The organism is Novosphingobium resinovorum, assembly GCF_027922145.1.
Taxonomy (GTDB): Bacteria; Pseudomonadota; Alphaproteobacteria; order Sphingomonadales; family Sphingomonadaceae; genus Novosphingobium; species Novosphingobium resinovorum.
In genome coordinates, this window is record NZ_BSFC01000011.1 from 738,309 (window position 1) to 751,247 (window position 12,939).

The following is a 12,939-nucleotide window of genomic DNA, read 5'->3' on the forward strand; positions in this document are numbered from 1 at the left end:
ACATAACGCGTTGCTCTCTTTGTTTCGCACCGGAGGCCCGAAGGCCCTCTGGGGCTACCGTGCATCCATCTGCCAGAAACAACGCAGAGACACGTTAATGCGGCAATGTCATTCACCCGCAATTCACCGTCCCGATGCGGGAAACTCGGTTAATTTATCATTCTAACTCAGAGGGTGTACCGAAACGGGACTGTTGCTTCGGCGGGTTGTAAAGCAGACCGACGCTTTTGGGGCGAATGTGCCGCCTGGCGCACTCACCCTTCCGAATCGAACAACCCGCCCTGAGGACCGGCCGGAGGAGTCATGCCAAGGTGGCTCCAACCCCGATCGTTGAGGCAGCGCCCCCGTGCCGTGCGGGCGACGAGGCCCAACTGGATGAGGTACGGCTCAATCACTTCCTCGATCGTGTCGCGCGGTTCGGACAGTCCCGCCGCCAGCGTCTCCACGCCCACCGGACCGCCCTTGTAGATGTCTGCGATCATCCGCAGATACCGGCGATCCTGCGCATCGAGGCCAATGGCGTCCACTTCCAGCCGGGTGAGCGAATCGTCGGCGATCGCACGGGTAATGGTGTCCGATCCCGCCACATGCGCGAAATCGCGCACCCGCCGCATAAGGCGTCCTGCAACGCGCGGCGTACCACGCGCACGGCGGGCGATCTCGGTCGCCCCGCCCTTGTCGATGCCGATGCCGAGCAGACCCGCGCCGCGGCTGACGACCTTCTCCAGTTCCTCGACGGTGTAGAACTGCAGGCGCACCGGGATGCCGAAACGGTCCCGCAGCGGCGTCTGCAGTAGGCCCTGTCGGGTCGTCGCGCCGATCAGCGTGAAAGGTGGCAGATCGATCCGCACCGAGCGCGCCGACGGACCTTCGCCGATGATGAGGTCCAGCGCGCGGTCCTCCATCGCCGGATAGAGCACTTCCTCGACCACAGGATTGAGGCGATGGATCTCGTCGATGAACAGGACGTCGCCCTGCTCCAGATTGGTCAGCAGCGCGGCGAGGTCGCCCGCCTTGGCGATGACCGGACCGGAAGTGGCGCGGAAACCCACGCCCAGTTCGCGCGCGACGATCTGCGCCAAGGTCGTCTTGCCAAGCCCCGGAGGCCCGAAGAACAGCACATGGTCCATCGCCTCGCGCCGCGACTTGGCACTTTCGATGAAGACGTGCAGGTTGTCCTTGGCCGCCGCCTGCCCGACGAACTCGGCGAGCGTCTTGGGCCGAAGCGCGGCATCGGCGTCCTCGACCTGGCGATTGGGGGAGAGGATTGGGTTGTCGGTCATTTACTGAAAAGCTCTATCCCGTCGCCAGCTTCAGCGCCACGCGCATGAGGTCGCCCAATGCGGCATCCTCGCCAAGCTGATCGACCGCCTTGCCAACCGCCGTCGCCGCAACCGCAGGCTTGAAGCCAAGGTTCTGCAGTGCCGACAGGGCATCGGCGCTGGCCGAGCCCGCAGGCGCAACCGCCGCGATGCCGGGCGCTCCTGGCGCGGTCGGCATGCCGCCGGCCTTGTCCTTGAGTTCGTTGACGATCCGGCTGGCCAGCTTCGGCCCGACGCCGTTCGCGCGCGCCACCATGGCGCTGTCGCCGCCCGCACAGGCGCGTTGGAGTTCCTCGGTCGTCAGAGCGGAGAGGATCGCCAGCGCTACCTTGGAGCCGACACCCTGCACCGCCGTCAGCAGACGGAACCAGTTGCGCTCCGCCCCGGACGTGAAACCGATCAGGCGCTGGTCGGTTTCCGAAACCTGCATCTCGGTATGGACGACGACGCGATCACCCCGGATACCGAGATGGTCCAGCGTCCGCGCCGAACAATGGACGAGGTAGCCCACTCCGTTGACGTCGATGATGGCCCAGTCGGCGCCGGTGTCGTCGAGCAATCCTGTCAGCTTGGCGATCATGGTTTGTTCCTATGGCAGGAAGGGATTCGGGGCGCCAGAGGAAAAGAGAGGCAGGCAGGGGTTTACCACCCCTGCACCCCGTATAGCGTCGAGGCCACGCGCGCCGCTTCGTCATGTCAGACGGTGAGCCGGGAGACATTGAAAGCCTGCGGCGCAATGTGAGGCGGCCGCTGCTGCGCGCGCGACAACGACAGTTTGGGGGTCTGGGGCGATGGCCCCAGGACTTCCCTTTCACCTGTGACTGCCCAGCATATTCGCATGAGTAATCGCCACCGCCAGAGCATCGGCGGCATCTTCACCTGCCAGCTTCACGCCCGGCAGCAGCACCATCAGCATCGCCTGGACCTGCGCCTTCGCCGCCCCGCCAGTGCCAACGATCGCCTTCTTCACCAGCTTGGTCGAATATTCCGCCACCGGAATCCCGGCGCGCGCCACGGACAGCATCGCGACACCGCGCGCTTGCCCTAGCTTGAGGGTGGACTGCGGGTTCACGTTGACGAAGACTTCCTCCACCGCGCCGGTATCGGGCCGGTGCTGGAGGATCACATCGGTCAGCGCGGCGTCGAGTTCGACCAGCCGCTCGGCCATCCCGGCCTTGGCGTTGGTGCGGATCTGGCCGTTGGCGACGTGGCTGAGGCGGCTGCCGCTCTTGGCGACGACGCCCCAGCCCGTGCAGGTCAGGCCGGGGTCGATGCCGAGGATAATCATGGTGTCAGACCTTCAGCCCGAGCCGCGGCCCGAAATGCATCATCAGCGAATAGAGCACGATGGTCAGCACGCATCCGGCCAGCAGCGAGGCCCAGAAACCAAGGCCATTGCGCAGCAGGACCGGCATCAGCAGGAACATCGGCAGCGAGGGCAGCACGTACCAGAACGTCGCCCCGGCATGGACCGCCATGTTCTCGGCATCCGGGCGGGCCTGCCACAGCAGGATCATGCCCAGTACCGAGACCAGCGGCAGCGAGGCGACAAGCGCGCCCAGAGCGGGCAGGCGCTTGCCGATTTCCGCGATCGCCACGATGAGAACGCCCGAAAGCAGGGCGCGGGCGATCAGTGCCAGCATATCAGCCGAGCGTTTCCATGACCTCGTCCGAGATCTCGTAGTTGCCCCAGACGGTCTGGACGTCGTCGTCGTCTTCGAGAGTGTCGACCAGCTTCATCAGCGTGCTGACGGTGTCCGCGTCGACCTCGACGGTGAGGTTGGGCTTCCATGCCAGCTTGACGCCTTCGGCTTCGCCCAGGGTCTTTTCCAGCTCGCGCGCGACTTCGTGGAGCGCATCGACCGAAACCCAGATCTGGTGGCTGCCGGGGTTCTCGTCGCCGTCGCCCATGTCGCTCTGCACGTCTTCGGCGCCCGCCTCGATCGCGGCTTCGAGGACCTTGTCCTCGTCACCCACGCTGCCGGGGTACTCGATCAGGCCGAGGCGTTCGAAGCCGTGCGAAACCGCGCCCGAGGCGCCGAGGTTGCCGCCGTTCTTGGCGAAGGCGGTGCGCACGTTGGTAGCAGTGCGGTTGCGGTTGTCGGTCAGTGCCTCGACGATGATGGCGATGCCGCTGGGGCCGTAGCCCTCATAGCGCACTTCCTCGTAGTTCTCGGCGTCGCCCTTGCTCGCCTTGTCGATGGCGCGCTGAATGTTGTCCTTGGGCATCGACTGCGCCTTGGCCGCGTTGACGGCGGCGCGCAGGCGCGGGTTCATGTCCGGGTCGGGCATGCCCATCTTCGCCGCGACGGTGATTTCGCGGCTGAGCTTGGAGAACTGCGCCGAGCGCTTCTTGTCCTGCGCACCCTTGCGATGCATGATGTTCTTGAATTTGGAATGGCCTGCCATCGGTCCGCTCGTTGCCTGCCCATGAGTCCACGGGTCTTTGCGATGAATGAAGTGGCGCGGGCCTTACAACAGGGGCACCCCAAAGGGCAACCGGAGTCGGTCTGCTACAGGACGACGGCAGTTCCGGAACAGCTTACCATCAGCATCGAACCGTGCGATCCGATCACCTCGTAGTCTATGTCCACGCCGACCACGGCGTTGCCGCCCAGCTTCTCCGCCTCCGCTTCCATTTCCTTCAACGCCTCGCGGCGGGCGCGCTGGAGGACTTCCTCGTACTTGCCGGAGCGACCTCCGACGATGTCGGTGACGGCGGCGAAGAGATCGCGCACGAGGTTGGCGCCGACGATGACTTCGCCAGTGACGATACCCAGATAGTCACGGACTGGCTGGCCTTCGACGGTGGGAGTGGTGGTGACGATCATCGGCGCGCTCTCCTTCGCTGGACCGCCAAGGTTGCACCGTCTCACGGTGCTGGCAAGACAACGAATTGGCAAGGAAATCGGGGATAGAACGAAGCATGGCGACCCGGATCGAAACAAGCTCCTCAGTACCCTCTGCCCTGCTGCGCGAACTGGCGAGCTTCGTCGCCCGGCCGCGCATACTTGCGCCCATCGGCCTGCGTTCGCGTGAGGCATGGCCCCGGCTGGCGCTGCTGACGGTGCTGCACATCGGCGGGCTTCTGCTGGTGATCCTGCCGCTGCTCGGGCTCTACCAGAAGACAATGGGCCAGCCGCTGCCCGACGCCTTCGACAAGCTGCCCGCAGGCTGGCTGCTGCCGATCACCATCGTGATCGCACCGGTGCTGGAGGAGATGATCTTCCGCGGCTGGCAGACCGGACGCCCCCGCGCGCTATGGCTGCTGGCGTGCTTCGGCCTGTTCGCTGGGTTGGCCGCCATGGCGAAATCACTGCAGCCGCTGGTCCTGGCAGGATCACTGCTGGCGCTCGTGGTCGCCGCTGTTGGAGGTTGGCTGTGGCTGCGCAAGCGTCCGACGCCTGCCATTTATGCGGCGGCTTATCCGGCGGTGTTCTGGCTGGCGGCGCTGCTGTTTGCGGCGGTCCATCTGATGAACTACCCCGCCATCTCCGCGCTCGCGCTGCCGATGGTGTTGCCGCAATTGTGGGCAGGCGTGCTGCTGGGCTTCACGCGCCAGCGCATCGGCCTTCCGGCCTCGATGCTCCAGCACGGCTGCGCCAATGCGGCGGCCATGGTGCTGGTGCAACTGGGGAGCTGACGCCCCCTCCACCACCCGCTGCGCGGGCGGTCCCCCTCCCCGAGCAGGCTCGGGGAGGAATGAGGATCAGTCGATGCCAAGGGCCGACTTGTAGGTGTCGAGCAGCATGTCCATTTCGCGGCGGTCGTCGGGCTTCATCTTGCGCAGGCGCACGATGGCACGCATGATTTTGACGTCGTAGCCGACGGCCTTGGCTTCGTTGTAGACGTCGCGGATGTCGTCCGAGATGCCCTTCTTTTCCTCTTCCAGGCGCTCGACGCGCTCGATCAGCAGGCGCAGGCGATCGTCGGTGGTTTCGGCCATGGGGGTACGTGCTCCGGTAAATGCTGGTGAATCGGTTGGCGGCGCTGATAGCGAGACAACAGGATTCGGGCAAAGCGCCCCCCTGTGGAAATCATGTGGAGGACGCGCAAAGGGTTGCCCCCAAAGCCGCACTTTCCTATCTGACCGGGGCGCCGACCACGTTCGTGCGTCTCCTTCGACGGAGCTTCAAGTCCGGGACGGCCCGGGAATCGCCTCATAGGAGATTGCCGAATGCCCTGGGTTCTTCTCGCCATCGCCGGCCTGCTCGAAGTGGTCTGGGCGTTTTCCATGAAACAGTCGGAGGGCTTCACGCGCCTGTGGCCCAGCGTCGTGACTCTGGCCGCGATGCTGGCGAGCTTCGGCCTGCTCGCCGCCGCGATGCGGTCCCTGCCACTGGGCACGGCTTATGCCGTGTGGACCGGCATCGGCGCGGTGGGCGCTTTCGCGGCGGGGATCGTGTTCATGGGCGAATCGGCAAGCGCGATGCGCCTGCTTGCCGCCGGACTGATCCTCAGCGGGATCGTGCTGATGAAGGTGGCGACGCCCTGACAGGCAGGCTCGTCGTCCCGGACCTGATCCGGGACCGGTGGCTGTCTTTAGGTAAGAGATCGCAGCGCGCGCAGCCAAGTGGGCCGTTCACGGCCAGCGGTCCCGGATCAGGTCCGGGACGACGTAAAGGTCAATGCGTCCCGCCGTTCTTCTTCACGCTCTCTTCCATCCGCGCGATCTGTTCCGGCGTGGCTTCGCTCTGGTGCTTTGCCTTCCATTCGTCGAACGGCATTCCGTGGATCACCGCGCGGGCGGCAGCCTTGTCGCCTTCGTACCCCGCATCGCGAATCCAGTCGGCCAGGCAATTGCGGCAAAACCCCGCCAGCCCCATCAGGTCGATGTTCTCGGCATCGCGGCGCTGCTGGAGGTGGCGCACAAGGCGACGGAACGCGGCAGCGGCCACGGCGTCATCTATCGTATCAATGTTATCCTTGCCGTTCATAATCGCACCGATCGTCCTTGGTTTGTCATCACGCCTTTGCCATATGGGGCCCAGTTTCCGGAAGAGGCAGTAAACTTGGTCAGCACCATTCCTTCGGGCGCCCTGAACGCAAATGGGCCCTATCGTCGTTCTCCCCACCATCGCGGCATCAAGCGCCAGCGCAAGGTAAAGATCCTCGCAACGCTGGGCCCGGCAAGCCGCGACAAGGAGACGATCGCCAAGCTGCTCAAGGCCGGCGCCGACGCCTTCCGCGTCAACATGAGCCACGGCGACCACGACACCCACCGCGAGACGATCGCCAATATCCGCGCGGTCGAGAAGGACCTAGAGCGCCCCGTCGCGATCCTGTGCGACCTGCAAGGCCCCAAGCTGCGCGTCGGCCAGTTCGAGGGCGGCAAGGCCTTCCTGCGCCACGGCGCCCACTTCACGCTCGACCGTGACCCGACCCCGGGCAACAACGAACGCGTTTGCCTGCCGCATCCCGAACTCTTCGGCATCCTCCAGAAGGGCCAGCGCCTGCTGATCGACGACGGCAAGCTGCGCCTCGTCGTCATCCGCGCCGAACCGGACGCGATCCTGTGCAGCGCCGAAGTCGGCGGCCCGATCTCCGATCGCAAGGGCGTCAATATTCCCGATGCCCTGATCCCGATCCCGGCCCTGACCGAGAAGGACCGCCGCGACCTCGCTTTCGCGGTCGAGCAGAAGGCGGACTGGATCGGTCTCTCCTTCGTCCAGCGCCCCGAGGACGTCGCTGAAGCGCGCCGCCTGTCGGGCGGCCAGGGCGCGATCATGGCCAAGATCGAAAAGCCCGCAGCCGTCGAAAGCCTCGACGAGATCATCGAGCTGTCGGACGGCATCATGGTCGCACGCGGCGACCTCGGCGTGGAACTGCTGCCCGAGGAAGTGCCGCCGATTCAGAAGCACATCATCGAAAAGACCCGCGCGCTGGGCAAGCCGGTCGTCGTCGCCACGCAGATGCTGGAATCGATGATCACCAGCCCCTCGCCCACCCGCGCCGAAGTCTCCGACGTCGCGAACGCGGTCTACGACGGCGCCGACGCGGTCATGCTCTCGGCCGAAACGGCAGCGGGCCAGTGGCCTGTCGAGGCGGTGACCATCATGGACCGCATCGCCGCCAAGGTCGAAAGCGACACGACCTATCGCGAACGCATCCACCTCACCCGTACCCCGCCCGACGCGACCAGCGCCGACGCACTGTCGGAAGCCTGCGCGCAGATAGCCGATACCCTGACGATCGAAGGCATCGTGGTGTTCACCGGCTCGGGCGGCTCCGCCCGCCGCGTGGCCCGCGAACGCCCCGCCGCGCCGATGCTGGTGCTCACGCCCTCGCAGCCCACCGCACGCCGCATCGCACTGCTGTGGGGCGCACACGCCGTCGTCACCCGCGACATCGGCAGCTTCGAGGAGATGATCGCCAAGGGCAAGCGCATGGCCCTGCGCCACGGCTTCGGCGCGGCCGGATCGCGACTCGTGGCGCTGGCTGGCGTGCCGTTCGGCGTGCCGGGCTCGACCAACCTGCTGCATATCGTGACGCTGACAGGCAACGAGCTGGATACGCCGAAGTAAGAAGAAAGAGGGGGAATCTGGGGCCATCGCCCCAGACCCCGTTACTGTCGTCGCCATGCGTGCAGCGGCGTCAAGCACGTATTGCGCCGCAGGCTATTTGGTCTTCCGACGCATCCTAAGTGCTTGACGAAGCTACGCGCGTGACCTCGACGGTATACGGGGTGAAGGGGTGGTAAACCCCTGCGTCTCCCTCACCTTCTGGCCTTGGCCGGACTTCCCACGACGGTAACCCCGGCGGCTACGTCACGCGTCACCACGCTCCCTGCACCAACAATCGCGTCATCTCCGATCGTAACGCCCGGCATGATGAGCGCCCCGGCGCCGATCCAGACATTGCGTCCGATGCGGATGGGCACGCCCCATTCGAGGCCGCTCGCCCGTTCGACCGGATCGCGTGGGTGGTCCGCCGTCAGGATTTGCACGCCCGAGCCGATCTGCGTTCCGTCGCCGATGGTCACCTCCACCACGTCGAGGATGACGCAATTGAAGTTCAGGAACACCCCGCGCCCCAGGCTGATATTGTAGCCATAGTCGCAATGGAACGGCGGCCGGATGGTCGCCCCTTCGCCCACCGCGGCGAAGCGTTCGCGCAGCAGTGCATCGCGGTCGGCAAGGTCGATGGTGCGGTTGTACGCGGCCATCCATTCGGCTGCCGCGCGCTGGTCGGCAACGATTTCCGGGCAGGATGCGCGGTAGGGCTCGCCCGCCAGCATCTTCTGCTTTTCGGTGCGCTCCATTGTCACGCGCGCTTGCCGAACAGTGCGCTGCCGACGCGCACTTGTGTGGCGCCGAGCAGCACGGCGGTCTCGAAATCATCGCTCATGCCCATCGAGAGCTGGTCGAGCCCCCCATCGGCGTTATTGTCGGCCGCGATCTTTGCCAGCAGCGTGAAGAACGGCGCCGCCTCGATCCCGGCGGGGGGCACGCACATCAGGCCGACGACGGGAATGCCCGCTTCCCGCGCCGAAGCGAGGAGCGCGGGGACATCGGCGATGGCGCAACCGCCCTTCTGGTCCTCCGCACCGATGTTGACCTGGATGAAGCACGGGACCTTGCGGGCCGCCTTTTCCATCGCCTTGCCCAGCGCCGCGACCAGCGAGGGGCGATCGACGGAATGGATGCAGTCGAACAGCGCGACGGCATCCTCCGCCTTGTTCGACTGAAGCTGGCCGACAAGGTGCAGCTTAACCTCGGGATAGGCCGTGCGCAGGGCGGGCCACTTCGCCTCGGCTTCCTGCACGCGGTTTTCCCCGAAGACGCGCTGGCCTGCGGCGAGCAACGGCTCGATCGCCTCGGCGTCGTGGGTCTTGGAGATGGCGATGAGTTCGACCGCCTCGGGCTTGCGTCCGGCGATCTCGGCGGACCTGGCGATGCGGGCGCGGATGTCTTGTAGCTGATCCATGGCGCGCTGCTATAGCGTCCTCGTGAAGAACCGCCAGCCGTCCCTTCCCAAGCTCTGGCTTATCAGCGATGCCCGCAACGATGCGCGGCTGGAGCATGCACTGGCGCGGCTCCCGCGCGGGTCCGGGCTGGTGTTCCGGCACTATCATCTTTCGCCCGAGGCGCGGCAGACGCGGTTCGACGCACTGCTCAGGCTGGCGCGCCGGTACGGGCATCGCACGGTGCTGGCGGGAGATATTGCGCTGGCCCGTCGCTGGCGGGCGGATGGGGTTTATGCCTCGCCCGAAAGGCTGGGCCGCAAGCAAGGCATGTTACGCTTGGCCACCGTCCATTCGCTGCGTGAGCTGGCCATCGCGCATCGGACCGGAGCAGACGCGCTGCTGGTTTCCCCGGTCTTTCCAACCGCTTCGCATCCCGGTGCACAAACACTCGGCGCGGTGGGGCTGAAACTGCTCTCCGCACGGGCGCGGGTTCCCGTCATCGCACTGGGCGGAATGACGCGGCACCGCGCCCGAACCGCGCGGATCGCCCGCTGGGCCGCGATAGACGGCCTGACCTAGCGCCCCTGCCACACGGGCTTGCGCTTTTCCGCAAAGGCCCGCGGCCCTTCCTGCGCGTCGTGCGAGTTGTAGGCATGCTCATGCGCCGCCCGCGCAGCCGCCAGTGCCGCGCTGCGACCCATCTCGGTCGAGAGCATCACCGTCTCACGCGCAGCCTTCACCGAGAGCGGCGCGCCTTCCAGCACCTCTCGCGCCAGGTCCAGAGCCGCATCCAGCACCGCTCCGGGTTCGGCGAGGCGATTGACGAGGCCGATCTCGTATGCGCGCTCGGCGCTGATCGGCTTTCCGGTGAGCACGATCTCCATGAAGATGCGCTGCGGAATCATGTGGATCAGCGGGGCCGCCCATGGGCTGCCGCGCCCGACCTTGACCTCGGTAATCGCGAACTTCGCAGCGGTGGAGGCCACGCACAAGTCGCAGGCCTGCGCGATCATCCAACCGCCCGCGAACGCGACGCCATTCACCGCGGCGATGGTCGGCTTCGACAGTTCGATGGTGTCGTAAGGCAATGCGTACATGTCACGCGGAGGCACGGCCATACCGGTCTCGACCATCTCCTTGAGGTCGCCCCCGGCACAGAATGCCTTGTCACCGCTGCCGGTGAGGATGGCGATGCGCAGGGCGTCATCGGCCTCGAACTGCGCCCATGCCGCCCGCAGGCCCTCGCGAACCTCCCGGGTGAGGGCGTTGCGCTGCTCGGGGCGATTGATGGTGATGACGGCAATGCCATCCTTGCGCGCATCGAGAAGCACGGCCTCCTGCATGTCAGAACCCCCTTCTGGCGATCTCGAACGCCTCACGTTCCAGCCCTTCGCGAAAATCCGGATGCGCCACCGTAACCAGCCGCCGAGCGCGTTCGGCCAGGGTCTGGCCCTTGAGCTGCGCGGCCCCGAACTCGGTGACCACTACGTCTACCTCGCTGCGCGCACTGGTGACGGGACCGGAAAGCGCGGGCACGATCTTGCTGATCGTTCCGCCTTTTGCCGTGGCCGCCAGCACCATCAGCGAGGCCCCGCCCGGCGAGCGGGCACCCGCGCGCACGAAATCGACCTGCCCGCCGGTGCCTCCCATGTAGGCCGCGCCGGACTGCTCGGCATTGACCTGCCCGGTGAGATCGACTTCCAGCGCCGAATTGATGGTGACGAGCCGAGAGAGCTGCCCCAGCACGCCCGCGTCATGCGTATAGCTGGTCGGCGTCATGCGGATCGCCGGATTCTCACGCGCCCAGTCGTAGAGCCGCCGCGTGCCGATCAGCGCGCCGTTGATCGAGACGCCCCGGTCGATCTCTTTGCGCGCATTGGTCAGCACCCCCGCCTCGGCCAGATCGACGAGGCCGTCACCCAGCATCCCCGAATGGACGCCGAGGTCGCGCCGGTCGTGCAGCAGCCGCAGGATCGCGTCGGGCACCGCACCCACGCCGGTCTGGATCACCGAACCGTCGCCGATGAATTCCGCACAGAGCCGCGCGATCGCCTCGTCAGTCGGACTGATCTTTGCGGGCATGACCTCGACCGGCATGCGCGAGACCGGCACCGCCACGTCGATCGCGCTGGCCGGGATCGTCTCACCGGGGACGAAGGGCACCTGGTCGTTGACCTCGGCGATGACCACGCGGGCCTTGTCCACGGCGGCGCGCGCGTAGTCGGAGATGAGGCCGCAGGAGTGCTCGCCTGCCGCGTTGGCAGGGCTGACCTGGATCATCGCCACGTCGCAGCGCATCACGCCTGCGGTGATGAGCGGCGCGACCTGGCTGACGTGGACCGGGATGACGTCGAGCGCGTTCGCTTTTGCCATCACGCGCAACGCCCCGATCGCGCCCATCGACGAAAGGCGGAAGGCGGCAGCGGTCTCGGGCGTGAACAGCCCGGAGAAGCTGGTGGCAATGAAGGCGTGGAGATCGCCGATGCGCGCGCCCTGTTCGGCCAGTGCCTCGACCAACGTGGTCGGCTCGCCGCAAGCCTGCCCGAAGACGATGTGGTCGCCGGGGCGCAAGTATGGGGTGAGGTCGATCATGCCGTCGTCCCGGACTTGATCCGGGACCGGTGGCGATTTTTGGCCGGACCTTCTCGGCAAGACGCCCTGCTGGGCTCTGGGCTGTTCGTGGCCAGCGGTCCCGGAGCAAGTCCGGGAGGACGACGATACATGCTCACGCCTTCCCCGCCTGTCGCAGCAGCCGCTCAGCGCGGGCGAGATAGGGCCGGTCGAGCATGCCACCCTTCCAACCGATCGCGCCGACGCCGGGGTTGGCGGCGAAGACATCGACGATCTCCTGCGCCTCGGCGATCTCGGCCTCGGTGGGGGTGAAGGCCGCGTTGATGACGGGCACTTGCGCCGGGTGAATCGCCATCATCCCCCGGAAACCGTCGCGGCGAACTTTCTCGGCGCGGGCCTTCAGGGCTTCGAGATCGCGGAAGTCGGCGCTGATCGTCTCGATCGCGGTGACCCCGGCCGTCGCCGCGCCCAGCACCGTCAGGCTGCGCGCCAGTTCGTAGGTGAAGGAATAGGAACCATCATCGTTGCGGTTGGACGAGGCGCCGATCGAGTCCGCGAGGTCCTCCGCGCCCCAGGTCAGCGCCACCACGCGCGGGGCGCCCTTGTAGCTGCCGGTGTGGAACATCGCCTCGGCCGTCTCGGTGATGAGGACGATGACGGGGGTGGAGCCTTCCTCGATCCCGTTCGCCACTTCCAGCGCGGAAAGGCAGTGGTCGAGCTTCTCCACGTCCGCCCGCCCGTAGACCTTGGGCAGCATGATGCCGCCGGGATGCGCGGGCATCACCGCCGCGAGGTCCGCCAGCGTGTGCGGCCCGTCGAAGGGGTTGATCCGCACCCACAGGCGCGCGCGCTGCTCGGGGTGGGCCTTGATGAAGTCATGCACCAGCGGGCGCGCGGCCGCCTTGGCGTCGGGGGCCACGGCATCTTCCAGGTCGATGAGGACGATGTCGGCCTCGCCTTCCATTGCCTTGGTCATCTTGCGCTCGCTGTCGCCCGGCGCGAAGAGCCAGGAACGGGCGGTGGCGGGGGTGTGAACCGGGGTCATCGTCTCTCCAAATTCGTCATCCCGGCGAAGGCCGGGACTGCTGGCCGGGGCCAGCCTTGCTTGCGCCGGGGCGCCTTGCCGATGGGGCCTTATCT

Annotated in this window: 17 protein-coding genes; 4 read left to right on the forward strand and 13 right to left on the reverse strand. The window is 66.5% G+C overall.

Annotated features, from left to right (window positions below; translation table 11 throughout):
* Window positions 1-254: 254 nt before the first annotated feature.
* The 6 genes from ruvB to PKE80_RS08525 all read right to left on the reverse strand — a co-directional run bounded on the left by ruvB (window position 255) and on the right by PKE80_RS08525 (window position 4,153).
* Window positions 255-1,283: a Holliday junction branch migration DNA helicase RuvB gene (gene ruvB, locus PKE80_RS08500; protein ID WP_008827990.1), complete on the reverse strand. Its 1,029-nt coding sequence runs from the start codon at window positions 1,281-1,283 to the stop codon at window positions 255-257.
* A gap of 13 nt (window positions 1,284-1,296) precedes the next feature.
* Entirely contained in the window at window positions 1,297-1,902 is a 606-nt protein-coding gene (gene ruvA, locus PKE80_RS08505) for a Holliday junction branch migration protein RuvA (protein WP_271182090.1), read from the reverse strand.
* Window positions 1,903-2,133: 231 nt separating this feature from the next.
* Window positions 2,134-2,610 carry a crossover junction endodeoxyribonuclease RuvC gene (gene ruvC, locus PKE80_RS08510; protein ID WP_271182091.1) on the reverse strand — a complete coding sequence of 159 codons (477 nt, stop codon included), beginning with the start codon at window positions 2,608-2,610 and terminating at the stop codon, window positions 2,134-2,136.
* A 4-nt stretch (window positions 2,611-2,614) separates the two neighbouring features.
* Window positions 2,615-2,965, reverse strand: coding sequence for a DUF3147 family protein (locus tag PKE80_RS08515; RefSeq protein ID WP_008827994.1), 351 nt, complete (start codon window positions 2,963-2,965; stop codon window positions 2,615-2,617).
* A 1-nt stretch (window position 2,966) separates the two neighbouring features.
* Window positions 2,967-3,731: a YebC/PmpR family DNA-binding transcriptional regulator gene (locus tag PKE80_RS08520; protein ID WP_271182092.1), complete on the reverse strand. Its 765-nt coding sequence runs from the start codon at window positions 3,729-3,731 to the stop codon at window positions 2,967-2,969.
* Between the two features lie 104 nt (window positions 3,732-3,835).
* Window positions 3,836-4,153 carry a heavy metal-binding domain-containing protein gene (locus PKE80_RS08525; RefSeq protein ID WP_008827996.1) on the reverse strand — a complete coding sequence of 106 codons (318 nt, stop codon included), beginning with the start codon at window positions 4,151-4,153 and terminating at the stop codon, window positions 3,836-3,838.
* Between the two features lie 95 nt (window positions 4,154-4,248).
* On the opposite strand from PKE80_RS08525, the gene PKE80_RS08530 reads away from it, so the two are divergent.
* Window positions 4,249-4,965, forward strand: coding sequence for a CPBP family glutamic-type intramembrane protease (locus tag PKE80_RS08530; protein WP_271182093.1), 717 nt, complete (start codon window positions 4,249-4,251; stop codon window positions 4,963-4,965).
* Window positions 4,966-5,031: 66 nt separating this feature from the next.
* Here the strand turns inward: PKE80_RS08530 and PKE80_RS08535 are convergent, their stop codons facing one another.
* Window positions 5,032-5,268 (reverse strand): DUF2312 domain-containing protein, encoded by a 237-nt coding sequence (locus PKE80_RS08535; RefSeq protein ID WP_008827998.1) that lies wholly within the window; start codon window positions 5,266-5,268, stop codon window positions 5,032-5,034.
* 231 nt (window positions 5,269-5,499) lie between these two features.
* Here PKE80_RS08535 and sugE point away from each other — a divergent pair, with 231 nt between their 5' ends.
* A complete protein-coding gene (gene sugE / locus PKE80_RS08540; RefSeq protein WP_008827999.1) occupies window positions 5,500-5,817 on the forward strand; it encodes a quaternary ammonium compound efflux SMR transporter SugE in 318 nt (105 codons plus the stop codon).
* A 130-nt stretch (window positions 5,818-5,947) separates the two neighbouring features.
* Here sugE and PKE80_RS08545 read toward each other — a convergent pair whose 3' ends face one another.
* Complete coding sequence (locus tag PKE80_RS08545) at window positions 5,948-6,259, reverse strand: DUF1244 domain-containing protein (protein WP_271182094.1); 312 nt, start codon at window positions 6,257-6,259, stop codon at window positions 5,948-5,950.
* Window positions 6,260-6,361: 102 nt separating this feature from the next.
* Here PKE80_RS08545 and pyk point away from each other — a divergent pair, with 102 nt between their 5' ends.
* Window positions 6,362-7,846 (forward strand): pyruvate kinase, encoded by a 1,485-nt coding sequence (pyk, locus tag PKE80_RS08550; RefSeq protein WP_271182152.1) that lies wholly within the window; start codon window positions 6,362-6,364, stop codon window positions 7,844-7,846.
* 191 nt (window positions 7,847-8,037) lie between these two features.
* Here the strand turns inward: pyk and PKE80_RS08555 are convergent, their stop codons facing one another.
* Together PKE80_RS08555 and PKE80_RS08560 are read right to left on the reverse strand one after the other, a co-directional pair.
* On the reverse strand, window positions 8,038-8,583 hold the full coding sequence (locus PKE80_RS08555; protein ID WP_008828002.1) for a sugar O-acetyltransferase: 546 nt from the start codon (window positions 8,581-8,583) through the stop codon (window positions 8,038-8,040).
* A gap of 2 nt (window positions 8,584-8,585) precedes the next feature.
* A complete protein-coding gene (locus PKE80_RS08560; RefSeq protein ID WP_271182095.1) occupies window positions 8,586-9,248 on the reverse strand; it encodes a YggS family pyridoxal phosphate-dependent enzyme in 663 nt (220 codons plus the stop codon).
* On the opposite strand from PKE80_RS08560, the gene PKE80_RS08565 reads away from it, so the two are divergent.
* Window positions 9,247-9,807 carry a thiamine phosphate synthase gene (locus PKE80_RS08565; protein ID WP_271182096.1) on the forward strand — a complete coding sequence of 187 codons (561 nt, stop codon included), beginning with the start codon at window positions 9,247-9,249 and terminating at the stop codon, window positions 9,805-9,807. The two genes, PKE80_RS08560 and PKE80_RS08565, sit on opposite strands and share 2 nt — an antisense overlap.
* Here the strand turns inward: PKE80_RS08565 and PKE80_RS08570 are convergent.
* The 3 genes from PKE80_RS08570 to PKE80_RS08580 form a co-directional block, all read right to left on the reverse strand.
* Window positions 9,804-10,571: an enoyl-CoA hydratase/isomerase family protein gene (locus tag PKE80_RS08570; RefSeq protein WP_271182097.1), complete on the reverse strand. Its 768-nt coding sequence runs from the start codon at window positions 10,569-10,571 to the stop codon at window positions 9,804-9,806. The two genes, PKE80_RS08565 and PKE80_RS08570, sit on opposite strands and share 4 nt — an antisense overlap.
* Before the next feature lies 1 nt (window position 10,572).
* Complete coding sequence (locus PKE80_RS08575; protein WP_271182098.1) at window positions 10,573-11,820, reverse strand: acetyl-CoA hydrolase/transferase family protein; 1,248 nt, start codon at window positions 11,818-11,820, stop codon at window positions 10,573-10,575.
* A gap of 133 nt (window positions 11,821-11,953) precedes the next feature.
* The gene (locus PKE80_RS08580) at window positions 11,954-12,844 is read right to left on the reverse strand and encodes an HpcH/HpaI aldolase/citrate lyase family protein (protein WP_271182099.1); all 891 of its coding nucleotides are present in this window, start codon (window positions 12,842-12,844) and stop codon (window positions 11,954-11,956) included.
* Between the last annotated feature and the right edge of the window lie 95 nt (window positions 12,845-12,939).

What these genes read in the sequence shown, in the direction of transcription:
- ruvB (WP_008827990.1), bottom strand. Translation starts at nt 1,283, where the DNA reads ATGACCGACAACCCAATCCTCTCCCCCAATCGCCAGGTCGAGGACGCC.
- ruvA (WP_271182090.1), bottom strand. Translation starts at nt 1,902, where the DNA reads ATGATCGCCAAGCTGACAGGATTGCTCGACGACACCGGCGCCGACTGG.
- ruvC (WP_271182091.1), bottom strand. Translation starts at nt 2,610, where the DNA reads ATGATTATCCTCGGCATCGACCCCGGCCTGACCTGCACGGGCTGGGGC.
- PKE80_RS08515 (WP_008827994.1), bottom strand. Translation starts at nt 2,965, where the DNA reads ATGCTGGCACTGATCGCCCGCGCCCTGCTTTCGGGCGTTCTCATCGTG.
- PKE80_RS08520 (WP_271182092.1), bottom strand. Translation starts at nt 3,731, where the DNA reads ATGGCAGGCCATTCCAAATTCAAGAACATCATGCATCGCAAGGGTGCG.
- PKE80_RS08525 (WP_008827996.1), bottom strand. Translation starts at nt 4,153, where the DNA reads ATGATCGTCACCACCACTCCCACCGTCGAAGGCCAGCCAGTCCGTGAC.
- PKE80_RS08530 (WP_271182093.1), top strand. Translation starts at nt 4,249, where the DNA reads ATGGCGACCCGGATCGAAACAAGCTCCTCAGTACCCTCTGCCCTGCTG.
- PKE80_RS08535 (WP_008827998.1), bottom strand. Translation starts at nt 5,268, where the DNA reads ATGGCCGAAACCACCGACGATCGCCTGCGCCTGCTGATCGAGCGCGTC.
- sugE (WP_008827999.1), top strand. Translation starts at nt 5,500, where the DNA reads ATGCCCTGGGTTCTTCTCGCCATCGCCGGCCTGCTCGAAGTGGTCTGG.
- PKE80_RS08545 (WP_271182094.1), bottom strand. Translation starts at nt 6,259, where the DNA reads ATGAACGGCAAGGATAACATTGATACGATAGATGACGCCGTGGCCGCT.
- PKE80_RS08555 (WP_008828002.1), bottom strand. Translation starts at nt 8,583, where the DNA reads ATGGAGCGCACCGAAAAGCAGAAGATGCTGGCGGGCGAGCCCTACCGC.
- PKE80_RS08565 (WP_271182096.1), top strand. Translation starts at nt 9,247, where the DNA reads ATGGCGCGCTGCTATAGCGTCCTCGTGAAGAACCGCCAGCCGTCCCTT.
- PKE80_RS08560 (WP_271182095.1), bottom strand. Translation starts at nt 9,248, where the DNA reads ATGGATCAGCTACAAGACATCCGCGCCCGCATCGCCAGGTCCGCCGAG.
- PKE80_RS08570 (WP_271182097.1), bottom strand. Translation starts at nt 10,571, where the DNA reads ATGCAGGAGGCCGTGCTTCTCGATGCGCGCAAGGATGGCATTGCCGTC.
- PKE80_RS08575 (WP_271182098.1), bottom strand. Translation starts at nt 11,820, where the DNA reads ATGATCGACCTCACCCCATACTTGCGCCCCGGCGACCACATCGTCTTC.
- PKE80_RS08580 (WP_271182099.1), bottom strand. Translation starts at nt 12,844, where the DNA reads ATGACCCCGGTTCACACCCCCGCCACCGCCCGTTCCTGGCTCTTCGCG.